Annotated in this window: 20 protein-coding genes and 1 tRNA gene; 17 read left to right on the forward strand and 4 right to left on the reverse strand. The window is 47.2% G+C overall.

Annotated features, from left to right (window positions below; all coding sequences use genetic code 11):
• The first annotated feature begins 556 nt into the window (after positions 1-556).
• The 5 genes from LQ567_RS00930 (at position 557) to LQ567_RS00950 (ending at position 3,412) form a co-directional block, all read left to right on the forward strand.
• Complete coding sequence (locus LQ567_RS00930) at positions 557-1,882, forward strand: citrate (Si)-synthase, eukaryotic (RefSeq protein WP_231002209.1); 1,326 nt, start codon at positions 557-559, stop codon at positions 1,880-1,882.
• A 130-nt stretch (positions 1,883-2,012) separates the two neighbouring features.
• Positions 2,013-2,330, forward strand: a complete 318-nt coding sequence (locus tag LQ567_RS00935; protein WP_231002211.1) for a YtxH domain-containing protein — start codon at positions 2,013-2,015, stop codon at positions 2,328-2,330.
• Between the two features lie 119 nt (positions 2,331-2,449).
• Complete coding sequence (locus LQ567_RS00940) at positions 2,450-2,791, forward strand: phage holin family protein (RefSeq protein ID WP_231002212.1); 342 nt, start codon at positions 2,450-2,452, stop codon at positions 2,789-2,791.
• Positions 2,784-3,215 (forward strand): hypothetical protein, encoded by a 432-nt coding sequence (locus LQ567_RS00945; RefSeq protein WP_231002214.1) that lies wholly within the window; start codon positions 2,784-2,786, stop codon positions 3,213-3,215. The genes LQ567_RS00940 and LQ567_RS00945 overlap by 8 nt, the downstream gene beginning before the upstream one ends.
• 120 nt (positions 3,216-3,335) lie before the next feature.
• Positions 3,336-3,412, forward strand: a tRNA-Ala gene (locus LQ567_RS00950).
• A 150-nt stretch (positions 3,413-3,562) separates the two neighbouring features.
• Here LQ567_RS00950 and LQ567_RS00955 read toward each other — a convergent pair.
• Positions 3,563-4,072, reverse strand: a complete 510-nt coding sequence (locus LQ567_RS00955) for a hypothetical protein (protein ID WP_231002216.1) — start codon at positions 4,070-4,072, stop codon at positions 3,563-3,565.
• 670 nt (positions 4,073-4,742) lie between these two features.
• Here LQ567_RS00955 and LQ567_RS00960 point away from each other — a divergent pair.
• Entirely contained in the window at positions 4,743-6,998 is a 2,256-nt protein-coding gene (locus tag LQ567_RS00960) for an ATP-binding cassette domain-containing protein (RefSeq protein ID WP_231002218.1), read from the forward strand.
• A gap of 661 nt (positions 6,999-7,659) precedes the next feature.
• Here LQ567_RS00960 and LQ567_RS00965 read toward each other — a convergent pair.
• Positions 7,660-9,729 (reverse strand): TIM barrel protein, encoded by a 2,070-nt coding sequence (locus LQ567_RS00965; protein WP_231002219.1) that lies wholly within the window; start codon positions 9,727-9,729, stop codon positions 7,660-7,662.
• A 292-nt stretch (positions 9,730-10,021) separates the two neighbouring features.
• Here LQ567_RS00965 and LQ567_RS00970 point away from each other — a divergent pair, with 292 nt between their 5' ends.
• The 10 genes from LQ567_RS00970 to LQ567_RS01015 all read left to right on the forward strand — a co-directional run bounded on the left by LQ567_RS00970 (position 10,022) and on the right by LQ567_RS01015 (position 21,044).
• Positions 10,022-10,717: a LytR/AlgR family response regulator transcription factor gene (locus tag LQ567_RS00970; RefSeq protein ID WP_231002220.1), complete on the forward strand. Its 696-nt coding sequence runs from the start codon at positions 10,022-10,024 to the stop codon at positions 10,715-10,717.
• A 517-nt stretch (positions 10,718-11,234) separates the two neighbouring features.
• On the forward strand, positions 11,235-11,432 hold the full coding sequence (locus LQ567_RS00975; protein WP_231002221.1) for a hypothetical protein: 198 nt from the start codon (positions 11,235-11,237) through the stop codon (positions 11,430-11,432).
• 33 nt (positions 11,433-11,465) lie between these two features.
• The gene (locus LQ567_RS00980) at positions 11,466-13,703 is read left to right on the forward strand and encodes a response regulator (protein WP_231002222.1); all 2,238 of its coding nucleotides are present in this window, start codon (positions 11,466-11,468) and stop codon (positions 13,701-13,703) included.
• Between the two features lie 245 nt (positions 13,704-13,948).
• Entirely contained in the window at positions 13,949-14,770 is an 822-nt protein-coding gene (locus LQ567_RS00985) for an alpha/beta fold hydrolase (protein WP_231002223.1), read from the forward strand.
• A 613-nt stretch (positions 14,771-15,383) separates the two neighbouring features.
• Positions 15,384-15,671 (forward strand): hypothetical protein, encoded by a 288-nt coding sequence (locus LQ567_RS00990; protein WP_231002224.1) that lies wholly within the window; start codon positions 15,384-15,386, stop codon positions 15,669-15,671.
• Between the two features lie 228 nt (positions 15,672-15,899).
• A complete protein-coding gene (locus LQ567_RS00995) occupies positions 15,900-16,091 on the forward strand; it encodes a hypothetical protein (RefSeq protein ID WP_231002225.1) in 192 nt (63 codons plus the stop codon).
• Between the two features lie 130 nt (positions 16,092-16,221).
• The gene (locus LQ567_RS01000) at positions 16,222-16,779 is read left to right on the forward strand and encodes a porin family protein (RefSeq protein WP_231002226.1); all 558 of its coding nucleotides are present in this window, start codon (positions 16,222-16,224) and stop codon (positions 16,777-16,779) included.
• A gap of 15 nt (positions 16,780-16,794) precedes the next feature.
• Positions 16,795-19,401 carry a phosphatidylglycerol lysyltransferase domain-containing protein gene (locus tag LQ567_RS01005; protein ID WP_231002227.1) on the forward strand — a complete coding sequence of 869 codons (2,607 nt, stop codon included), beginning with the start codon at positions 16,795-16,797 and terminating at the stop codon, positions 19,399-19,401.
• 3 nt (positions 19,402-19,404) lie between these two features.
• A complete protein-coding gene (locus tag LQ567_RS01010; protein WP_231002228.1) occupies positions 19,405-20,070 on the forward strand; it encodes a virulence factor in 666 nt (221 codons plus the stop codon).
• On the forward strand, positions 20,070-21,044 hold the full coding sequence (locus LQ567_RS01015; protein ID WP_231002229.1) for a DUF4421 family protein: 975 nt from the start codon (positions 20,070-20,072) through the stop codon (positions 21,042-21,044). Before LQ567_RS01010 ends, LQ567_RS01015 begins: the two co-directional genes overlap by 1 nt.
• Positions 21,045-21,193: 149 nt before the next feature.
• Here the strand turns inward: LQ567_RS01015 and LQ567_RS01020 are convergent, their stop codons facing one another.
• Together LQ567_RS01020 and LQ567_RS01025 are read right to left on the reverse strand one after the other, a co-directional pair.
• Positions 21,194-22,534, reverse strand: a complete 1,341-nt coding sequence (locus tag LQ567_RS01020) for a sensor histidine kinase (RefSeq protein ID WP_231002230.1) — start codon at positions 22,532-22,534, stop codon at positions 21,194-21,196.
• Entirely contained in the window at positions 22,521-23,900 is a 1,380-nt protein-coding gene (locus tag LQ567_RS01025) for a sigma-54-dependent transcriptional regulator (protein ID WP_231002231.1), read from the reverse strand. Before LQ567_RS01025 ends, LQ567_RS01020 begins: the two co-directional genes overlap by 14 nt.
• Before the next feature lie 200 nt (positions 23,901-24,100).
• Between LQ567_RS01025 and LQ567_RS01030 the strand changes: the two genes are divergently transcribed.
• Positions 24,101-24,547 (forward strand): hypothetical protein, encoded by a 447-nt coding sequence (locus LQ567_RS01030; protein WP_231002232.1) that lies wholly within the window; start codon positions 24,101-24,103, stop codon positions 24,545-24,547.
• Positions 24,548-24,703: the final 156 nt, after the last annotated feature.

Raw genomic sequence — 24,703 nt, forward strand, 5'->3', positions numbered from 1 at the left:
GAGCATACAGCATCAGCCATCGTCATCAACTATACAATCAGCGCCTGATGAACACGGTGTTTGCGTTCTGCCTTAAATCCAGAATTGAGAATCCAGCATCCAGATTTGAGCGTCGGGCATTGAGCCTTCAGCCTTCAGCATCGGGCCTCCAGTATTGAGCATACAGCATCAGCCATCGTCATCAACTATACAATCAGCGCCTGATGAACACGGTGTTTGCGTTCTGCCTTAAATCCAGAATTGAGAATCCAGCATCCAGATTTGAGCGTCGGGCATTCAGCCTTCAGCACTCAGCATTGAACATCCAGCTCTTAGCCTTCAGCATTCGGCCTTCAGAATCGGAAGTTTCTCCCTGGTTTACGAGTATCAGGTCTCAAATCTCAAATCTGCAGTCTCAAATCTGATTAAAACTGCCTCATTTTAAACCCTTTTGCTGCTATTTTGTTAAGGAATTATTGTCCTTGAAAAAATACTAAAATATAATTTGTTGTGGCAATTGGCTTTAACTATCTTTAGCGCAAACCATTTTTTTAATAGTTAAGACGAAGAAGCATATATGGAAGAATTTAAAGTGAAGTTTAAAGAGCAGGCGGATAAGCTGGGCGCTGAAATTAAAACGATGCTCCAGGAACACGGGAACACGGTTATTGGAGAAACCACCCTGGCGCAGATTTACCAGGGAATGAGGGGAATGACAGCCCTGGTTACCGAAACTTCCCTTCTGGACGCACAGGACGGTATCCGTTTTAAAAGACGTTCCATTCCTGAACTGCGGGAACAGCTTCCCAAAGCCAAAGGTGGTTCGGAGCCGCTGCCGGAAGCATTATTTTACCTGATGATGATCGGCGAAATTCCTACAGAGGAAGACGTGGAAAACCTGAGCGCCATCCTGCAACGTCGCAGCCATGTACCTACCTATGTATTCGATACCATGAAAGCCCTGCCCAAGGACACCCATCCCATGACGCAGTTTGTGGTAGGAGTGATGGCTTTGCAGGCCGAAAGTGTTTTTGCAAAACGGTATGCCGAGGGTTTTTCCAAAAAGGATTACTGGGAAGCTACCCTCGAAGATACGCTGAACCTGATTGCGCGGCTGCCGCATATAGCGGCATTTGTTTACCGCCGGAAATACAAGGGCGGCAAGGCAGTGCAGCCGGATGGTATGCTGGACTGGGCGGCTAATTTTGCGCACATGCTGGGGTACGATAACGAAGAATTTAAGGAGCTGATGCGGTTGTATATGGTGATCCATGCGGATCACGAAGGCGGAAATGTATCGGCTCATGCTACCCATCTGGTGGGCTCGGCGTTGAGCGATCCTTATTTAAGTTATGCCGCAGGTATGAACGGTTTGGCGGGTCCCCTGCACGGGTTGGCCAACCAGGAAGTGATCAAATGGATCTTTGAAATGCAGAAAGAGCTGAATACGGAAGCACCTACTGCCGAACAAATAGGCGACTATGTAAAAAAGACCCTGAGCGAGGGCAAAGTGGTGCCTGGTTACGGACACGCCGTGTTACGCCAGACCGACCCGCGTTTTACCGCTCAAATGGAATTTGGTAAAAAACATATGTCCGATGATCCGCTGGTAAATACAGTATGGCGGATTTATGAAACGGTTCCGGGTATTTTGCAGGCATTGGGAAAAGTAAAAAACCCATGGCCAAATGTAGATGCGCATAGCGGGGCATTACTGGTACATTATGGTATGAAGGAATACGAATATTACACGGTTCTTTTTGCCGTTAGTCGTTCATTGGGTGTGCTTTCCAGTTTGTGCTGGGATCGTGCCCTGGGAATGCCGTTGGAGCGTCCCAAGTCGGTTACTACAGCCGCTGTAAAACGTTGGCTGAATAAGGAAGTAGAAAACCTGGGTGATTAAATCGTCCGGAGTCTGGATTTTTTTTAGTATATTAGAACAACAGGAATCGTTCATGTCGGACTTTTTTGGTACGGTTTTTTAGGGGAAATAGATAGTATCTTATTAATAAACTAAAATAAATAAGAAGTTTATGAAAAATAGAGACAAATACATTCTTGGCATCGCCGGTGCAGCACTGGCGGGTATCGCAATCGGGTTGTTGTTTTATACAGATGAAGGAAAGAAGACCCGTAAAAAAATGAAAAATACGGCCAACGACTGGGCTGATTCACTTGGCAGCCTGATCGCCTCGGGTAAAGAAAGCCTTTCTGACTTGTCCCACAAGGCCATGAAGAAAGCAAAAAAAGGTTATCAGCGGGTAAAAGGCCAGGCCGAAGAGGGCTATGACGATCTCAAAAGCGCATACAATGATGTAGCGGATGAGTACAGCGCCGGGAAAGTAAGATAAACTAACACCCCTATAAACGGGTTGTCTGCAAGGTTTGTTGTTTAAGCCAGCATGTTGGCGCATTAAAACAATATACTTTTAAGGCAACCTTTTTTTATTGTAACTATAAAACGCAAACTATGTTCGAACTGAAAGAAAAGCTGGAGAATGTTGCAGAAGATGTGGAAGAAATTGCAAAAACCTATTACCGGTTATCGGTGGTGAATATTGTGGACAAAGGGAGTAAACTGGGGTCTTCGTTCCTGATCCTGGCGTTGGTTACCGGGCTTGCATTTTTTATTTTTCTCTTTATCGGTTTTGGAGCCAGTTACTGGATCGGGCAGGCGCTCGGAAACCCGATGCTGGGCTTTTTTATAGTAGCGGGATTCTTGTTGCTGGTGCTGATCCTCATCCTTGCATTGAACAAAAAAGTGATTCAACCCATCATCCGTAACATTATCATTAAGAATTTATATGACTAAGCCCCTTATAACCACCCGTGAAGAGCTCATGCAGGAAAAGGCCCGTCTAAAGGCCCGGCTGCGGCAACGTAAAACCGCAATGCGGCAGTCTATAAATGAGATCAAACAGGAGCTAAACCCCATCGGCCAGATCGCTAAAACCACCAAGGATATCTGGAATGCCGATGCGTCCAACCCGCTGATCGCAATGGGCGTTACCAAGCTTACCGACCTGGTGATCCGCAAGGGGATCCTGCGTAAGGCCGGCTGGCTATCGCGATTGATTGCGCCCGTACTGGTGCAGAAAGTTGCTACTTACCTGATCAGTGAAAAGGCCGGGGATCAGATCGCAAGGCTGTTACACCGGACGGCCTTTAAGCTCCGTGAAGAAAAACCACAGCAGGTAAATTTTAAAGGCGGCAAGGGAATGAAGCCTGTATCTTAGGTTGCAAAAAAAATCTTGGACAATAACAAACAATCCATTATGTTTGCGCTCCGTTTGGGAAATGCACTTTGGGGCAATCACCAATACCGGGAAGATGACCAGCCCGACTGGTTTGAAATAGGGGGATTAGCTCAGCTGGCTAGAGCGCTTGCATGGCATGCAAGAGGTCACCGGTTCGAATCCGGTATTCTCCACCAGGATAAGGCTTTACAATTCATTGTAGAGCCTTTTTTTATGTCCTTTTCTGCCAAGTGGTACCCCGTACGGACCAAGTGAAAAAGTTGGGATCATGAAGAAAGTTTGAGGGATTTTGGGAGTTGGTTTTTTTTAACCGTGACCCAGGTAGTTCAGTTGGAACTTTTGGCCCTCCACCGTATTGACTGAATATGATCAATCCGATCAGCAAAGAAAACACTGCCTGAAAGGTTTAATCCACGGAATTTATAGTAAGTTGGCGAAATGGCTTTATCCCTATAACATCCCTCATCGTAACCAAAAGAAGCAATAATTATCGGGAATAAAATACTGCCGTTTTTGAATTTCCGTTTTTTACAGATTTGTTCAATTTCAGAAATTTTGATGTGCCCCTTCTTTTTTAATCGTGATATTTCAGCAGAAAACCAATCAGAACTACCATCTGAGACTTCAATTGACTGAATCTTTGATTTACTGTCTACGTTTATTTTTAATAGTTCATTATAGCAGAATATTGAATCCTCTTTCATTGAATCATCCGATGGCTGTAGCGATCTTGCAATATCCTTTTCGATTTGCTTTCTAATTTCTGCTACTGCATTTTGTGCAGACAAGCAGAATGGGACGAGACTACTTAGTAGGAGTATGATATTCTTTTTCATTGTTGTGTTTGATTACAAGGTGTACCGCGATTGGCTTTTTTATAGTCAATGCTAGTTTGATCGGTCCGGGTTTTGTGAGGGTATAAAGGCGTTGCCAGGCAATGGTCTTGTGCAATGAAGTTGGATATTTGTAGTTAATCCACACATGTATCATTTCATGAAATATAGTAGCGCCGGGAATAGCGCATGCATATTTATGGCAATATAATTAATAAATTAAATAAAAGATTAAAGTGTGTGTTATTTTAAAAGTCAATAGCCTGCACAATAAGTTATGTACAGACTATTGTATATTATCCTAGCGAATTGTGTTTGTTAATTATCCCGCCTTTTCATCAATATCCATCTCCTGGCTCAGGTTCTGGATCAACGTTGCCGGGGAGGGGTGTCCTATTCTTTTATGCAGCCGTATTTCCTCATACATTTTGTAGAGATTCTAAAGCAGTGGGTTGAAGACACGGGTGGCATACAGGTATCCGTGCAACAGTTAAGTCTTATACAGACAGCTTATCTGTTTCATAAAACAATCGAACAGGGATTCTACATCTCCATTTAAAAGTAACAGTGGGAGATGGGGTCCCAAAAAACTAAAAATGTTTATGCGCTTTTAGGCAGCAGAAACTAATTATTTTCTATAATTTGCGTTTCCCCCAAAAGCAGCATCCCATCTATGACACAGGAATACATCGAAATCCGCGGTGCGCGGGAAAATAATCTGAAAAACGTTGACCTCCGGTTGCCCAAGCGGAAGATCAATATTTTTACGGGCGTGTCCGGATCCGGCAAGTCGTCGATCGTTTTTGATACCATTGCCACAGAGGCCCAGCGCCAGTTGTATGAAAATTTCAGTATGTTCATCCGGAGCCTGCTCCCCAAATTTCCGCAACCGGATGCGGATGCTATTGAAAAATTGGGAATGGCCGTAGTGGTAGACCAGAAGCGCCTTGGTGGAGGATCGCATTCCACCATGGGAACCATCACCGATATTTCGCCGGTATTGCGGGTCTTATTTTCCCGGGTGGGAAAGCCCTGGGTGGGTTATGCCAATGTCTTTTCCTTCAATGACCCGCAGGGGATGTGCCCGGAGTGTAATGGCCGGGGCCGTAAACTGGGCTTCGATGCATCAAAGTTTATAGATCCTTCAAAATCGCTGAAAGAAGGTGCCATACAGGCGCCCGGGCTGGTTTCCTGGGAGAAGGACATGTATGCGCACAGCGGTTTTTTTGATATAGATAAAAAACTGGCCGATTATACCAGGGAGGAGATGGACCTGCTGCTGTACAGCGGTCCCCGGAAGTTTAAGATGAAGTTTGGAAACAGTGATATGAATGTAACCTATCTGGGCCTGGTTGAGAAGTTTGAGCGGGCCTATATACGGCGCGACATAAAAACGCTTTCCGAACGTAAACAGAAAACGATCATGCCTTATCTGCAGGAACAGCCCTGTCCGGCCTGTGGGGGCACACGGCTGAATCAGGCGGCGCTTTCGGCGGAGATCAACGGCAGGAACATTGCGGCACTCTCTGCGATGGAGGTGGAAGAGCTGATTCCTTTTTTTAAAATGATTGATGATCCTGTGGCTGCGCCACTCATCCGTACATTAACGGAGCGGCTGCAGCACCTGGTGGATATGGGGCTCGGCTACCTGAGTTTAAACCGGGAAACGGACACCCTCTCCGGCGGGGAATCGCAACGGGTAAAAATGGTAAAACACCTGGGCAGCAGTTTGATCGATGTGCTCTATATTTTTGATGAGCCCAGTGTTGGACTGCACCCGAGGGATGTATACCGGCTGAACGGCTTGTTGCAAAAGCTCCGTGATAAGGGTAATACGGTGATCGTGGTGGAGCACGATCCGGATGTGATCCGCATTGCCGATCATATTGTGGATGTGGGACCAAATGCCGGAACAAAAGGCGGACAGATCATGTACGAGGGAACGCTGGACGGCCTGCTGCACACGGATACACTTACCGGGAAATACCTGAAGCATAGCCTTCCGTTGAAGACAAACAGCCGAACACCAAGCGGACAATTACCGCTAACAGGTGCCCGCGTCAATAACCTGCAGGGTGTGGATGTGAACATTCCCGAGGGCGTGTTAACCGTTGTAACCGGTGTGGCCGGATCCGGCAAGAGCTCATTGATCCATCATGCATTTCTGAATGCTTATCCAAACGCTGTTGTGATTGATCAGTCGGCCGTGGGTACTTCCACCCGCTCCAACCCGGCAACCTATACGGGGACCATGGACCTGATACGGAAAGCGTTTGCGGGCGCCAATCAGGTAGATGCCTCCCTGTTTTCCTTTAATTCAAAGGGAGCCTGTGAAAACTGCCAGGGAACAGGTGTCATCTATACAGACCTGGCCTTTCTGGAAGGCGTAAAAACACGTTGCGAGGTATGCGAGGGTCGGCGTTATAAAGAAGAAGTACTGGCTTACCGGCTGAACGGAAAATCGATTTCCGATGTGCTGGAAATGACCGTGCGTGAAGCCGGTAGCTTTTTCACTGCAAAGGACATCCGTAAAAAGCTGGATACCATGATCGAGGTGGGACTGGAATACCTGACATTGGGCCAGCCGTTGAGTACTTTATCCGGTGGCGAGTGTCAGCGCATTAAGCTGGCCAGCGAACTGCACAAGAAGGGCAGCATTTATGTGATGGACGAACCTACTACCGGACTGCATCTGTCGGATGTAGGGCGGTTGATTGAACTGATGGAAGGATTGGTCAACAAAGGCAATACGGTTATTGTGATTGAACATAACCTGGAGGTAATTAAAAACGCAGACTGGATTATCGATATGGGGCCGGAAGGCGGCCATAAGGGCGGGCAGGTGATCTTTGAAGGCAGGCCGGATGCGCTCATTACTTTTCCCGGATCGCATACCGGTGTTTTTCTGAAAGCCGCACTGGAGGCCTGATCTGTGATGCGCGATGCTGCTGTAGTAAAAAAAGCGGATCCGCAATGCTGACGGAAAAAATACATGAAGCCATTGGGAAGCGTGTTATTGATTAGCTGGAGCAGCGGACGGTATGCATCGTTTTGAATATACAAGGCGGTCCTGTTTGAGTCTGGTATCTCAAATCCGGATTCTGTATTATAAAGCATTTAATACCCTGCATCGTCTGTGCCGGGTCGCTCATGGGAAAGGTAATGGCAAAGCCGGAATATATCCACGAATAAGACAAAGAACAATTATCCGGAAGGTCGGCTATAGGCCGCTGTTCAACCTGCTGACCGGTGATTTCCGGTCTGTGAGGCCAGCCGGTACAGGGAGTACCAGGAACATGGGTTTTGTTACTACAAACGAAGCCGGGCATTCCGCTGTTTTTAACAATTTTTATTTGCTTCCGGTGCCTGATAGTTGTATATGCTTTCCCTCGGCCAGGCGCCTCCGTTGATCCGGAACCGGCAGTAATGTTCCCGTTAATTGCGGTTCAACAGCCGGCCGCCGGTCTTAAACCAGTGACAAAATCTAAACCAGTTGCTGGGCCTTTTCAAAAGCGGGTGGGAAAGCGATGGGTAAAAGCCCGGCAATCTATGCTGCCGGCTGTATAAATAAATCGCATAGACACTCCCGGCTAAGGATCCAGCGGGTCTGCGGCATCCGTTTGCAGGCTTTCTTTATTAGGATAATAAGCTGTTTGCTCAGGCCCGATCGATTGCATATTGCTGTAGGGCAAATACCCTAGATCGCGCTGGGCGGTCCGGGTCATATTGCCACGGATATAGTTGGTTTGACTGGCATCCGTGGCAATCAGCACCGGTTTGCCGGCCGGTATCTGAAACCGGTAAATCATCCGGTTGGTATTACGGATATTAGTAGTGGTATGCCGGGCGTGAGGCTCAATAAATACAGCGGTTTCCGGTATCCCCATTACCTGAGTCAGATACCGCTTCATTTCTACCGCCTCATTATAGGGTGTTAAAAAAGGATGTACATTACCGCCGGAAACAACTATAAACGGCGCCATTCCTTTCTTATATAATTCGGCTGCATCGCGGCAGCGGCGTGCCCCGCCCGAGTCGAGTGTTACCGCCGGGTCTTCCGGACCAAGTCCCGGTACCAGGATCAGGCTGTACGCATAACGGCTCCAATTGGTTTTCTTCAGCTGCCGGATGGGGGCCTGGTTCAAGCCTGCCTGCAACGGTTCAAATCGGGCCGCTTCATAACGTCCGTTGAGCTCCAGTACGCGGATAGCTGCCCGGAGCGGCGTTGCGGGTAATGCCACATCATTGGCTACCTGTGCCAGGTAATCTTTCAGGGTTTTGGGGTATGCCTTGTCCTTTATGCCAAAGCGGATGGAATCGATCTTGGGATACCGGGGTGTGTCGCCTTTTATATAAATACTAAAAATCCGGTTAATGTTACCGGCTTCGTTTTCCCAAACCTGGCGGAGGTAGGCGGTATCCTTTAATGGATGCAGCCGGTAATAGGTCTCTTTTTTCTTCAGCGTGGCAACAAGGGCTTTCAAACCTGCGTTGCGGGGATACTCTTTTACCCAGGAATCACCCGTTAGCCGGATTTGTTCGGGCGTCAGGCTGAATGCGGCCGCCAGGCAGGTTCGGTCTGTGCAGTTTTGAATAGCCTGTTGCAACTGGGCCGCATAATTTTGGGTAATGGTCTTCATACCGGTTTGAAAAGCCGGGGTTGTTTTCAGGGTTTCCAGCTGCCCCGTCAGCGGAAAATTCTTCTGTTGTAATGTGGCCGCAAACCCGGTGCCGGTACTGAATGCCGCCGCATAAAGCGACTGATAGCAGGATTTATAAGCGGCTACATCGGATGCATGGCTCTCATACAAAAAAGGACCGTCGTAATGCACCTGGTCCAGCGCCTGCAGGATGGCCACCCAATTGTTTTCGCCTTTACCATTACAGGGAAAATAATGGTTCTCCTCCCGGCCGGTGCCATCTGCCACATGCAGGGTTTTTAAACGGCTGCCCATGGCCAGGATCAGCTTTTCGGGGTATTTGATATGGTTCAGGTCAATGGCCGAATACACGTCGGGGGGCAGCAGGTTCATCACCTCCACGGCTTCTTCTACCGTGCGCAGCAGTGGCCGCTCCCGTACGGGGCCATGCTGCAATTCCGGTCCCAGCATGTTTTCGATGACCATAAGCGCACCCTGTTGCTTTACCAGGGGATTTAACTCCTGTACGGATTGTACCAGCTGCTTTTTGCGCAGGGGCCGTTCATCCCGGTTTAAAAACCAGCTGGGATGAAAAAGAATGATATGGGGGTTTAAAACGGCTACATATTTTAATACACGTGTATGCATAGCCACCACCGCTTTCCGCTCTGCTTCATCACCTAACGACAGGTCGATATTTTTTCCATACGGCATATGAACCGACCAGATTTGTATCCCCGCTTCATCCGCAGCCTTCCGGGCCCGCCCTGCAATTTCCAGAAACGCATCATCCTGTTTTAAAAAGTTACGGGCTGTATCTACAATGCCACCCATACCCACTTCAATGCAGTCGATACCTGCTGCTTTCGCTGCCTTCATACCTTCTGCCGTTACTTTATCCATACCAATATTAAACCCAAGTCTTAACGGTTTGGGAAAGCCGGGCTGTGTAAAAGCAGTCTGGTATACAAACAGCAAAAGAATGAACATTCCTTTTCGAAGGGTAATGGTTGGCTTCATATATTGAATGATAATAAAGATGGAGGGCTAAAAATAGAACATCCGGTGCAGAAATCCTTTTTAAAAATCCCGTTAAAGAGCCTGGCAGTAAAACATCCGTATAGGCTTTAAAAACTTATGCAAAGTTATCTGGGAAAAATGAAAATTATGAACACCCGGACGTTAGCTTTTTGTATTTTTTTAAGATACGACTGTGAAAAAACGGCCAGTACAACAACGGTAACCTTAGGGAGCAACGGGCTGCAAACCAAAAATAAGCCCTACTTTTGAGTGGCTTCAAAGAACTGAATGTATGAACTGTTTGATCGTTGATGATAATAAGATTGCGCGCACTACCTTAAAACAACTGGTCGCCCAGGTGCGTGATCTGGAAGTGGCAGGAGAGGCGTCCGGTGCGCTGGAGGCCAGCAATTTGTTGCGGCAGCAGCCGGTTGACCTGTTGCTGCTGGATATTGAAATGGAGGAAATGACCGGGCTGGAACTGACACGGCTGCTGGGCGAAAACCGGCCGGTGATCATTTTTATATCCGCAAAGAAAGAATATGCCATTGAAGCATTTGAGCTGAATGTAGCCGACTATATAACCAAACCGGTACAGCCGGCACGCTTTCTGCAAGCCATCGACCGGGCACGGGAAATTATCGCCAGCAACCAGCAGCAATTAAATGTGCATACCGATGCCTTCCTTTTTATAAGGGATTCGAATGTGGTAAAACGGCTGGGCTTCGAAGAGATCCTGTATGCAGAGGCCATGGGCGACTATGTGAAACTGCATACCGCCAAAAAATTTTATGCCGTACACAGTCCGTTAAAAACAGTAGAAGAGCGGCTGCCGGTACAGCAATTCATCCGGGTACACCGTTCGTATATAGTTGCGGTGGATAAAATAGACAGTGTGGAGCAGGGCGCACTTATCATCGGCGGCAAGCCGGTACCCGTTGCAGATGCTTATAGAAGTGCCCTCAATAAACGGATGAATGTGCTTTAAGGTTGTTCCAGGTCTCAGGTTTAAAGTTTAAGGTTGGATTCGTTTGATGTCTGGTGGTTTTCGATGTTCGGCACGACGTCGTTTGTTAAGACGGCAGATGCGCAGATCTGGTACCGGCATTAGTAGAACTCAAAATAGCACGCGCAGCCAAAGCGCCGCAGGCGCAATCAGCGTATCTGCGGCAGTTATAAAAAATTGCTTAAGTAAAAGGGATGATTTTAAATACTGGAAATTGAGTTGCAGATTTCAGACTGAAAACATATAACGAATATCCAACGCTCCAAACCCCGGGCGTGCACCGACCCGAAACTTTAAACCTGGAAATGGGGAACACTCATTCTTTATGCTGTATGAACGCTTCCTGGTGTAACGCTCATCCTATTTGATGATCAACTGATAGCTGACGGCTGATCGCCGAAGCCTGACAGCTGAACCTCCAACGACCCTTTTTGCCGATTCGGCGATTGCTTCTTTCATCCCCCCCGGGGAAGCTGTAGCTTTGATAAAAACCGGCATCGTGAATACCTGGAAAATCATATACATGACGCTTTCGGCATTATTGCTGATCGGGTTTGTATATGGCCTGCTTTACGAGTTATACGTGCTCCGGAACCGGCTGGTGATTTTCCTGTTCCTGGGTCTTATTGTGGCCGATCTCATTGTTTTTATAAAACTATTCTGGAACATCACGGCTAGCCGGCGCGACGATGCCTGATAATTAAACTATATTTGACGGGAATTGCCGGTTATGAAATCTTCCTTTCGGTACATACTTGTTGTTACGTTTATAGTGGCCGTTATCGTCATCGTTTTCCTGCAATTTAATTCCAGTCAAAGCATCAACCAGCTCATCAACGGCAACGAGGACCTGATGAACGTACTGAAGCTGAAAATGGAGCTGCAGCAGGTGCAGGAAAATGTAACACAGCTGGAAACCGAAACCAAAAGTATTGTGATCCGCGGGCACGACCTGCGGGATGGCCGGTTTGAACAACAGGCCAAAAAAGTAAGCCAATCCTTTCAAACGCTGGATTCTTTTGAAATTAACCCCGTGGTGGGTGCGGGTATTTTACGGCTGAAACGCCAGGTAAATAAAAAGATCGAGCTCAATAAAGAAGTACTGCGCACATTTGCGGGTGATGGAAAGGACGCCGCTGAAGCCTTGATCAATGACCAGGAAGAAACCCTGCTTTCTGATTCCATCAACAGCTTGGCACACCAAATCGACCGGCAATACCAGGTGAGTGTTACACAATTGATCCGGAACGCGGACCGCAACGGAAGGAATGCAAAAACATTTGGAACCATCCTGGCCGTAATTGCAGCTATAGCTTCGCTGCTGGCCTTTGGATATATCTCTTATAAAATGGGGGAGCAGCAACGGTTGATCCACCAGCTGAATGTTTCAGAACAGCGGGCAAGGCGATCGGCGGAAGCTAAGGAAAACTTCCTGGCAAATATGAGCCATGAGATCCGCACACCTTTAAATGCCATATTGGGATTTACAGGGCTATTGCAAAAAAAACAAACGGATCCCGAAACCGGCCACTACACCGGGCTGATTCATAAGGCGGGTGAAAACCTGCTGCAGATTGTAAACAATATCCTCGATATTTCAAAAATTGAAGCGGGAATGATGCCGGTTGAAACAGCGGCGTTTGATCTCCGGGAAACGGTGGCAACCATTGAACATCTTTACCGGCAGCGGAGTATGGAAAAAGGACTGGCGTTTGCGGTTGTGGTGGCAGATGACGTTCCGGAGATGATGGAAGGCGATGAAGTAAAGCTAACACAGATTATTGTAAACCTGGTCAGCAATGCCATCAAGTTTACGGATAAAGGGCAGGTTACCCTGGCTGTTAACCGCAAACAGGTCGCCGGTAATAAAATGATCATAACCTTTGTAGTGTCGGATACCGGAATCGGTATGGATGCCGCAGAACGGGCCGCAGTATTTACCCGGTTTCGCCAGGGGGATGAGAGCATTACACGTAAATACGGGGGAACCGGTTTGGGATTAACCATTGTAAAGGACCTCGCTCAGTTGCTGAACGGCACTATCGCAGTGCGCAGCGAAAAAGGATCCGGTACGGTATTTACCGTGGAGTTGCCTTTCCGGCAGGCGCATGTAGTACCGAAAGATGAGCGGCACGGTACACCTTTAAAAATGGAGCAGGCTAACTGGTTGCATAAAAAAATACTGGTTGTTGAGGATAATGAAATGAACCGGTTATTGCTGGCGCAACTGCTGAAAGGCTGGCAGCTGGAATTTGAGATGGCAACCAACGGAAATGAAGCGGTACGGCTGCTGAAGGAACAACGGTACGACCTGGTGCTGATGGATATCCAGATGCCGGAGATGGACGGTTATACAACCACGGCGGTGATCCGGAATGAAATGCACCACACCATGCCGGTTATTGCCATGACGGCGGATGCCCTGACCAGTCAGAAAGAAAAATGTTTACAGGCGGGGATGGATGATTTTATTTCAAAACCGCTGGAGGAAGCTATGCTGCACCGGCTGCTGGCGCAATGGCTGAATGAACCCGTTGAGCGGACCGACGGAACGGAAGAACCGGTAGCCGCTCCGGAAAATAACAACCTGCGTTACTTACAGCTCAATTACCTGTTTATGGTAAGCAGGGGCAACCGGGAATATGAAAAGGAAATCATGGAGCAGTTTTGCGAAATGGTACCCGAAGAACTGGCAAGGATCCAAACGGCCTGGGACCAGGGCAATACCGATCGCGTTCAACGAACGGCCCACAGTATGAAAACAACCGTAGCGGCATTAGGACTTACCGGTCATACAGAACCGTACCTCTCCGTATTGGAACATATAATGCCCGCAGATCCCGCGTTCCCGCAAGTGTTTCAACGGTTACAGGAGGTTTGCCGGCACGCGCTGGATGAAGCAACGGCCTACAAAGCGGCCCACTATGGGGGTAATACTGATCCTGTGCCCGGCGATAACCCGGTATAGGCGCCCTTTTTACAAACGCTCTCCTGCTGCCGGTCATCAGCAAAAAAAAGTTTGGAAGACAGATGCACTGGTACGCGTTTTGACGATGTAATACCAATTAGTGAGCTGATTAAGTTTAACTACAATTCATTTGTGATCTTAACCTAGGTTAAGATTGAAGTAGTTTGGCCGCAGTACTTTAGCTCAGGAATAACGACAAGGACTACTTAATACTAACAATCACAAACTTTAAAAATTTAAGAAAAATGAGCACGCTAAAATTAAAAGACGGAACAGAGATTTTTTTCAAGGACCAGGGAGAAGGCCCGGTATTGATGTTTCATCATGGATGGCCATTATCTTCAGACGACTGGGATGCACAGGTGATTTTCTTTTTACAAAAGGGCTATCGCGTAATTGCGCACGACAGAAGAGGTCACGGCCGTTCCAGCCAGAATATCTATAATCACACGATTGAGCAATACGCCGCTGATGCGGCTGAACTGGTGGCGTTTTTAGATTTAAAAGATGTGGTACACATCGGTCACTCCACCGGAGGAGGTGAAGTAATCCGTTATGTGAACAAGTATGCCAACGGCAGAGCGAAGAAAGCCATTTTAATCAGTGCCGTGCCGCCTGTGATGGTAAAAAGTGAATCGAATCCTGATGGTGTTCCCATGGAGGTATTTGATAATATCAGGGAGCAGACGTTAAATAATAGAAGCCAGTTTTATATTGACTTAACTTTCCCTTTCTATGGCTATAACAGGGCAGGTGCAAATATAAAGGAAGGTGTACAGAGAAACTGGTGGAGGCAGGGAATGATGGGGGGGATCGTTGCCCACTATGATGGGATTAAGGCTTTTTCAGAAACGGATTTTACGGAAGATTTAAAGGCAGTTGATATTCCGGTCTTGGTATTGCACGGAGAAGATGACCAAATCGTACCAATAGAGAATTCAGCTATAAAATCTGCAAAGCTGCTGAAAAACGGGAAGCTGATCACTTACCCGGGTTTCTCGCACGGAATGCCTACTGTAGAGCATCAGACTATTAATAAAGACATTTTGGAGTTTATCCGGTCTTAATTAAACATGATCATCGTTATAATTGGCTCCAATTGTTAACGATTGTGAAGTTCATCGTTCGAAATGCCGGTTGCTATTTAATTTTTATACCCAGGCCAGAAGCAGGGATCCTTCGAGACTGCTTCTGGCGCATCGGGGAAAAAAAACTGCTTAATGCAAACTACCTGTGGATTTACTTTACGTACTTTAAGAGTGCCGGCAACGCTTTGGATGAATGGGCCGGTTTGATAAAGTCCCGTTCAAAAAGGTAGAAACTAAAGGCCTCATATTTTTTATGAATGTAGTGGTGTTGATGGTTATCTCATTCGGGTTATTCCCGGTGTTTGTAATTCGTGGTTTACCTTGGGGGCAGGCAGCTTTTTACAGGCTGCCCCGCTGAGTTATAAATCGTGGAAATAGTGCTCAGATTGCCTGTTTTGTGTCATCCTTACATTAATGGGATACACTTTCTCCTTTGGATGCTGCATATATCCGATAAATCATTCCTGTTGCCGGACTTCCGGTCTTGTGCTTTTCTAGTTTCAACGATTGATTTTGCCTTTTCGTCTATTGAGGATGAAACGGTGCCGGAATCAGGAGTATCTTTAAGGAGTAAATATAAAAACAGAAAAAAATGAAAAAACTTTTTATCGCCCTGCTTGCGCTGATCACTTTCAACCTGTCGCAGGCACAAACTACCCCTGCCCAGGCGAAGCCGGCCAAGCCGCAGGCGGCAAAAACACAGGCAGCCAAACCGGCACCCAAGGCCGCTGAAAAAAAGGCGGTTACTGAAACAAAGGCGGCACCGGCTGCTACGGCCCATGTAAAAAAAGATGGTACACCGGATAAACGCTATAAAGAAAATCAACATGTAAAAAAAGACGGTACGCCGGATAAACGCTATAAAGAAAATAAGAAGTAATACGTTTTGAGTTCTTGATTGTTAAGGTACCCCCCGCTTAAAGCAGGGGGTTTTTTGCTATCTGCCGTTGCAAAGGACAGCAGGGTTGTAAAGGATCCGGTAATGAAGAACGCTTTTGCCGCTTTCAACGATCCGTTTTGCCCATCCGCCTATTGTACGCTTGAAAGGCATAGTGCGTGCCGTAGCTTTAGATAGGAAAACAAAATAATCATCTTAAAAATTTAAAAAATGAAAAAGATCTTAGTAGCCGCAATGATTTTATTAACCACCGGGGTAGCCGTAAATGCAACAGGTATGCACATGCAGGATAAACCTGCTAAAACAGAAATGAGCAAGCCACATAAAAAAGGAAAAGCAGGTAAGAAGCATCATGGAGCCGCAAAGAAAGAGGCTGCAAAAAAAGATGACAAAGCGAAGTGATTGGGTTCCGTTTCATAAATGTGGATACAGGCAGGTGCCTGAATATTTGAGACAACCTCACCTTGTGAGGTTGTTTTTTTATGGCTTATTTCTATTTTTGCGTATGCATTTTTTAAACCAATCCGCTTTTTTGAAAAGTACCATCTGCTCTGTAGTGATCTGTTTGTTCCTGGTTACAAAAACCGCCGCACAATCCGGTTCAAATATCCGGCTGGATGTGGCGGATCTGTATAGCACACATGGCACACATTTTCCCGGCGTAAGCGTTTCCTATAACCGGCTCTTTGGAAAAAAATGGGAACTGGGCGCCGGTATCGAATATTCCGGTACTTCGTTTCATGATGATAATGGCTGGAACCTTTACCATCTCCGGTTTTTGCCGGTTTACCTGAGTGAATATTTTTATATGGGTAATTTTGATCGTTGGGCGCCCTATGCACATCTGCAGGAAGGTATCAGTTTTGCACGGTATGATAAAGAGTTTGAAGATGATCCCGGCACCCGTTATCCCGTTAAAGAAAGCGGCTTCTATGGTTACGGAGGCGTTGGAACCCGTTATGCCTTGTCGCGCAAATCCGGTTTATTCGCTGAGGCCGGCATGAAAGCCTTTCATCTTTCTTTTAACAATTTAGATGTAAATCCCCATGGTTTTGCATTGAAATTGGGCTATGTTTACCGGCTCAAATAACTGAACCAAATCTATATGAAAGAGCGGATATTAAAACAGTTCCGGAAGTTTTCGCCCAAGACCTATTGGAAGGAAATCCTTGCGGTGCTCGTAATCCTGCTGGCGTTTGTGTTTTTCCGGAGCGAACGAAAAGAGCTGCAATCCATTTTGCCGCAGCTGCGGGCTGCTGACGGCCGCTGGATCTTTGCCGGGTTGGCCGTAACTGCACTTTATGTGTTGCTGCAGGCGCTGATGTATATTTACAGTTTCCGGGCAATGGGCATGCGGCTGCGGTTATCGGATGCCGTGGAACTGTTTCTGAAACGGAATTTTTTAAGCGTATTTCTTCCGGCCGGCGGCATCAGTTCACTGGCCTATACCACATCGCAATTACGTAAGCGGAACCTGAATGCCACACAGATCCATCAGGCAAGCGCTATTTATGGATATGTGGGCTTATTAACGGTGTTCCTGATCGGGGTGCCGGTGATCCTGTATACCATCGGCAAACAACGGCATGCGGGGGCTGCGGGGCTTTCGTTGCTGTTACTGGGCCTGCTGTTGGGTGCGGTGTTCCTGGTCGTATACACTTTTAGAAAAAAAGGAACCTTATACCAGTGGATCAGCCGGAAATTTCCCTCGGTGATCAATAACATCGATGCGGTCTTTTCCGGAACCATCAATAAGCGGCAACTGTGGCTAACCATCGCCGCATCGCTGGCTATTGAATGTTGTGGCATTGCGCACGTGTACATCAGTATTTATGCGCTGGGTGCGGCACCTTCCTTCCAGGTGGCGGCGGTAGGGTATACACTCTCCGTGGTATTGATGATCCTGTCGCCGTTTTTACGCGGCCTGGGCGCTGTAGAGTTTACCATGTTGTATATTTTTATGGGGTATGGCTATCGCCATGATGAAGGACTGGGCATTACCCTGTTGTACCGGGTATTTGAATTTTGGATCCCTTTAATGCTGGGGCTGTTTGCATTTGTGTGGAGAGGGCGGCAACTGGTGGCGCGCATCATGCCGGCAATTGGTATATTCTTCCTCGGTATTGTTAATATTATTTCGGTGGCCACACCGCCGCTGGCTGAACGGATGCGGCTGGACCGGTATTATCTTCCTGTGGAAGCCATCCATGCCTCCAAACTCATGGTGCTGGTAATGGGAGTCTCCTTACTGGTAACCTCGGCCTATCTCATTAAGGGGCTTCGGGCCGCCTGGATCGCGGCGCTTGTATTTACAGCACTCTCCATTTTAGGTAATATTGCAAAGGCGCTGGATTACGAAGAGAGCCTGCTGGCCGGTTTTATCCTGGTGCTGCTGATCACCAACAGCAAACAATACCGCATTAAAGAAAATCCCCGGTGGATCCGCATTGGCTTTGCTACTTTTTTTATTACTCTTTTTTCGGTTTGTCTCTTTGATTTCCTGAGCTTTTATTTTATTGATAAACGGCACTTTGGTATTGATTTTAACTGGCGCCAGTCCCTGTACTATACTCTTAGAAGTTTTCTGTTGTTTTCGGATGATGAGCTTACACCCAAAACGCATTTCGGACGCGACTTTGTAAACATTACGCGGTTCCTGGGTTCCTGTGCCTGGTTGCTGCTGATCTATTCCCTGCTGCGTCCGCGGATCTTTGATGATACGGTTCCCGATGCCAAAACAGCCTCCGAACTGGCGCGGGAAATACTGGAAGAACATGGCCGGTCTGCAGTGGATTATTTTAAAACGATGCCCGATAAACAGTTATTTTTTTCCGGCATTACCAGCGGGTTTACGGCATACCGGGTGGCGAATGATTTTGCCGTTGTATTGGAAGAACCGGTTTGTGCCGCAGAAGATAAGATTGATGTATTGACGGAATTTGAGGCCTTTTGTAAACAGGAGGGTTTAAAAACCGTGTATTACCGGGTAGATGAAAGCAGCTTGCTGCATTTTGAAGACCTGAAGAAGATGAAGATCTTTATAGGGCAGGAGGCCATAATGGAGGTGGCACAATTTACATTGGAAGGAAAAGACCGTAAGTCGTTGCGTAACGGCCTGAACAGTTTGCAGAAAAAAGGATATGAAACGGTGTTTATAGCCTCCCCGCACAGCGATGCATTGTTGCAGGAACTGGAATCAGTGTCGGACGAATGGCTGGATAAATTTGAAAAAAAGGAAATGGTGTTCTCGCAGGGAATGTTCAGCCGGGAAGAGATACGGCATTCGGATGTGATCCTTGTAAAGGATGCGGAAGGAAGGGTGCAGGCCTTCCTGAACATTATCAGGGATTACACGCCGGAGGAATGTACCTATGACCTGATCCGCAAACGGCTGGAAGCCCCCGGAGGGTGTATGGATGCCCTGATTGTTAAGTTAACGGAGTATGCCAGGGAAAAACAATATAAATACCTCAACCTGGGCATGATTCCGCTGAATGGCCTCAATACGCCGGATAACCCCGCCGAACGTATCATTAAATATGCATCACAACGGATGGGCAGTTTGCGGCATTATAAAACGCTGCGTGATTTTAAAGAGAAGTACGCCACCATATGGGAAAATAAGTATATGATCTTTGGAAATGATTTTGATCTGCTGCAGATCCCGGGGGCACTCAGAAAAGTAATGAAACCTTTATCAGATACAAATTAAGATATGAAAGTGATCTGTTTTTTCTTCGGAATGTTATGGTCTTTGCATGCAACTGCTTCCGTTGGGGCCGCGTTGCCGTTAAAGAGCTGGCAGGGCAACGATAAAATGCCCCTGGTGCTTTATATAAGCGGGGATGGCGGATTGAACAGCTTTACCAATGATTTTTGTAAAGGAGTCAATCAATCGGGCTATACCGTTACGGCCATTAATTCCAAATCGTATTTCTGGAACAAAAAAACACCGGAACAGGTGGCGGCAGAATTAAGCACCTACCTGGATGGGGTGTTTAAGGGGCGGGCCAACCAGCAGTTGCTGATCATCGGGTATTCCTTTGGAGCAGACGTAATGCCTTTTATCCTGAACCGTCTGGGCGCCGGCGTTAAAGGTCATGTACTGCGTACCATACTGATGGCACCATCGGCTACTACCGACTTCGTGATCCGCGTGGCCGATATGTGGGGAACGGCCAAAAAAAGAAGTATGGATGTGGTGGCCGAAGTGAACCGGGCGGCCGGTCAGCGCATCGTGGCTATTTTGCCGGGTGATGATAACGATTTTCCCGTGCAGGCGGTGAAACTTCCCGGTTTTAAGACATTGGTTTTAAAAGGCGGCCATCATTTTGACGGGGATACCGCCGGTCTTGTAAAGATAGTTGTGGGGCATTTCTGATGAAAACAGGTTACAGGTATCTGGTCGTATGCGGTCTGCTGGCAATAGGGCACCTGGCGCAGGCACAAGTAAAACGGGACACGACTTATATTGGCGGGTTCGACCGGGAGAATACCGTTGAAGTATACCCCGGTTATTACACAACCCGGTTCAATTTTTCAGGTTTCGGAAAAAAGCCTTCGCATTTTCAGCTTACCGCCAATACCAATGCGTATGCCGGCTTTTATGTTAACTATAAATGGGTGTCATTTCAATATGCCTGGGGCATACCGGGCACAGAACTGGCAAAAGGAATCAAGCTAAAACATATTTCATTCTCGTTCCGCTATAACCGGCCGCGGTTAAGCATTTATCCTTTTTTTGACGGGTACGACGGGCTGCTGCTGCAAACCGCAAAGCCACATCCGCGCTTCGATTCATTCCGGGGCATGCAATTATTTCGCGCCGGTACCCAGCTATATTATTTTACCAATCCGCAACGTTATGAATACAGGGCCGGGCTTTCGTTCTCCGAACGGCAACTCCGGTCTGCAGGCGGCATCATTTTTAATGTAACGCCGCAATGGCAAAAAATCAACTGGAAAACGCCCACACGGGCACTGATCCGGGATTCTGTTACCTACCAGTTGCTGGCTTCCGATCCGCAATGGCTGAGTATGGTAGCAGGGGCGGGCTATAATTACAACTGGGTTTTTCAAAAAGGCAAGTGGATCCTATCTCCTGCGTTGATCGGGGGGATCGGTGCCGTAAAAGAACTTAACAACACGCGCTCCGTACAACCCGTATTGCAGCTGCAGGCCTGGGTGAATGCGGGTTTCAACGGTCCGGTATTTTATGCATATATAAACGGAAACCTGCAAGCCACCCAAACGCACCTGATCGTAAGAAAACTTAACACCCGCGATGATGAGGTATCGCTGACGGTTGGATACCGGTTTAAAAGCCATCCGAAGAAGGTATTGGGAATGTTGTAAGGCAGATTACAGAATCCAGATTTGAGAATCGGGATTTGAGCCTTCAGCCTTCAGCTCTCAGCATTTAGCGTTCTGCCTTCAGATCAAAAACGCTGTGCCCTGCCGAGGTTTCGATTCTCAAATCTCAACTCTGGTATCTCAAAGCTAAATCAAAAATAAAGCAGGAATGCTGTTCCCTCACCTTCTTTACTTTTCATCTGGATGCTGCCTTTATGCAGAAGCATGATCTGTTTGCAAAGACTGAGACCGATACCGTTCCCGTTTTTACGGGTGCTGAAGAACGGGATAAAGATCTGTTCGGCAATTTCATTGGAAATACCCACGCCGTTATCTGCAATTTTGATATAGGGCCGTTCTTCATTGCTGAACGCCGAAAGAACGATTTGCGGCGCCGCGATCATTTTCACCGCCTCGATGGCATTGGTCATGAGGTTAATCAATACCTGCTCAATCAGGTTTACATCGGCCTGTATGCTCAAAAAGGGATCTTTCAGGATCACATCCAGCTGGATGTTTTTTTGATCCAGTGTAGGCTGCATCAGGTTTTGCAGGTTTTCAAACACATCGCTGACCAGTACTTTTTTAAATACCGGTTTGGTGATTTTGTTAAGGTTGCGGTAGGTAATGGCAAAGCGCTGAAGCCCCTCGCTTCTTTTTTTTATGGTCTCCAAACCCAGCCTCAGGTCTTCGGGATCGATCACTGCTGCGCCGGTATCCGTTTCCCGGGGCTCCAGCTGGCTCTTCAGGGTATCGGCCAGGGAAGAAATAGGGGCTACCGAATTCATGATCTCGTGGGTCATCACGTTGAGCAGTTTTTGCCAGGCCACCGATTCCGTTTCATCCAGCGTACCCTTGATGCTTTGCAGGGAGATGAGTTTATCGGTTTGGCCATCGGTAGTAAAAAGCGTGGCACCTACGAGCAGTTTTTCATCCAGCATTCCCTTTTTAAACGTGAAGATGGTAGTTTGACCGGTTTCAATTTCGAGTAAGAGCTTCAGGAATTCCGGGTTCCGCTTTTCAAGCGCATGAATGTTTTTGAAATAGGGAATATCCGTCATTTTCTTAAAGGCTTCATTCAGCCAGTTGATAACGCCGGTTGTATGGTTGAAGGAAAGAATACCGATCCCCGTGAGCTCCAGGATGGTTTGCAGATAAATATTCTCCGCTTTCCGTTCTTTATTGACAGTTTTAAAGCGGTCGTTGATGGAATTAAGCCCCGTAAGCAGTTTTTTCATGTCGCCGCTTGCAGCAGCCGAGTTATAGTTTTTCCCAAAGTCGTTATATTTAACGGCTTCAACAAATTCCAGGATGATCTTGTCTGTTTTCTCGGCCGTTTGAACGATCCGTACGAGCATGTAGATCCAGAACGGGAAACAGGCGATGGCCCACCACCATTCCCGCCGCAGGCCGCACCAGGCGATGCCCGCCGTTAGCAGCAGCAACAGCAGGATCTGTGTAACCAGTCCAATTCTTTTTTTATTCAATGTCATATTTATTCAGCCTGCGGTAAAGCGCGGTTCGTGTCAATCCCAGTTCTTTCGCAGCTTTTGTAATGTTGCCGTTGTTTTTTTCAATGGCAAGCAGGATGGCGTTCCGCTCCAGCACATTCAGGTTAATCGATTCCGGTGCTTTGGTTAATTCCACGTCGCGGCTTTCGATGGGTGAAAACACAATATCACCCGGTAACAGCTCTTCGCCGTCGCTCATGATCACAGCGCGCTCAATGGCATATTGAAGCTCCCGCACATTGCCGGGAAAATGATAGTGATTGAGCTTATCGATCGTTTTTTTATCCAGCTCCAGGTTGGGCTTAAAATATTTTTCCTTGTATTGTTTTACAAAATGCCGGGCCAGCAGTTCAATATCGCCGGTTCTTTTCCGCAGCGGTGGCAATATGATCTCCACGGTGTTGATCCGGTAAATAAGATCTTTACGGAAGCGCTTTTCATTGGCCAGTTCTTCCAGCGGTACGTTGGTGGCACAAACCAGCCGGATATCGATGGGGATGGGCTGATGCGATCCTAATTTGGTTACCTGCCGGTTTTGCAGCACGGTTAACAGGCGGGCTTGCTGGTGCAGGGTAATGTTGCCGATCTCATCCAGGAACAGGGTTCCGCTATTGGCGGCTTCAAAACGCCCGGCGCGCTCTTCCCGCGCATCGGTAAACGCTCCTTTTGTATGACCGAAAAGTTCACTTTCAAAAAGACTTTCGGTGAGGGAGCCTACATCGGTTTTTATAAACGGACGTTGTGCCCGCAAAGATTGCTGATGGATGGCATGTGCTACGAGGTCTTTACCCGTACCGTTTTCACCCAGCACCAGGATATTAGCATCGGTAGGAGCGATCTTTTCAATTTTTTTCAGCACATCCTGCATGGCTTCCGAGTGCCCCAGCAATCCGCTGCCGGACCGGGTGATATCGGCCATAGCCCCCGCCGGTTTGCCGGTTCTTTTTTTAAGGAGCTCTTTTATGTTCTGGATCAACTGGTCGTTCTGCCAGGGCTTCAGCATAAAATCGGATGCCCCTTCTTTCAGCGATCGCACGGCCAGGTCAATATCGCCATAAGCTGTAATCATAATGATGGAGGCCTTGGATCCCAGCTCACGGATCTTTCGCAGCCAGTATAAGCCTTCATTGCCGGTGTTGATACTGCTGTTGAAGTTCATATCCATCAGCACCAGGTCGAAGTCTTTCTTCGAAAAAACCGATCGCAGCTGCTCCGGGTTCTTTTCGGTGGTTACTTCTTTAACCTGCGATTTTAGCAGGAGACGAGCGGCTGTAAGCACATCCGGATCATCATCAACAATTAATATGGACGCATCTTTTAATAGCATATGGATCACAAAAATCAGCATAGTAAACCGGATAACAAATATTCTGTGCTGAAATTTTAACCACTGTATCAAAAACAGACGGTAGTTGTCCGGTTTTGCGGTCATTTGAAAAAGAATATAATCGCAAGTTGTTGATAATTAAATAGTTGTTTTTGTGGCACGTTGTTTCAATAGACTGTACAGACAAGACAACGTCCTTAAAAAAATTAAAACATAAAAAAATGAAAAAGATCGCATGTATCGTAGCCGCCTTCATCGTGTTGAGCGCAGGCGCTGTTAACACAACACCGGTTGTAAATGAAAAAGTATTAAAGACATTTGATATGCTTTTTGAAAAAGCAGAAAATGTAACCTGGAGAACAACGGATATCAATAACGAAGCCTGCTTTAATCTGAAAGATATTAAAGTACGGGCCGTTATCGATAACAATGGTCAGCTGATCCGCACCATCCGTTATTACGGGGAAGAACATCTGCCCGCCAATATCCGCTACAGTCTGAAAAAGAAATTTGAAAAAAAAGAGATCCGCAATGTTTCTGAACTGAGCAGCAATGACGAGGTGACCTACTATGTAACCTTAATGGACGAAAAGCACCTGGTAAACGCGGTGGTAAACAGCGCCGGCCAGGTGATCCAGTCAAAAAGATATACCCGGGCAGACCGGTAACTACTTCACATTTCTCATGTATAATACGGAGTGGATAGTCTTATCTGCTCCTTTTTTTCAAACCTGGAATTCGGATTGGAGCCATGAAGCAGGTGTTCATTGAATGACAGCAACGGATAGCCCGGGTTCCTCCGGCCTCCCGGTTTTCAAATACGG

Origin of the sequence: Niabella pedocola, from assembly GCF_021044425.1 — a bacterium.
GTDB classification, from domain to species: Bacteria; Bacteroidota; Bacteroidia; order Chitinophagales; family Chitinophagaceae; genus Niabella; species Niabella pedocola.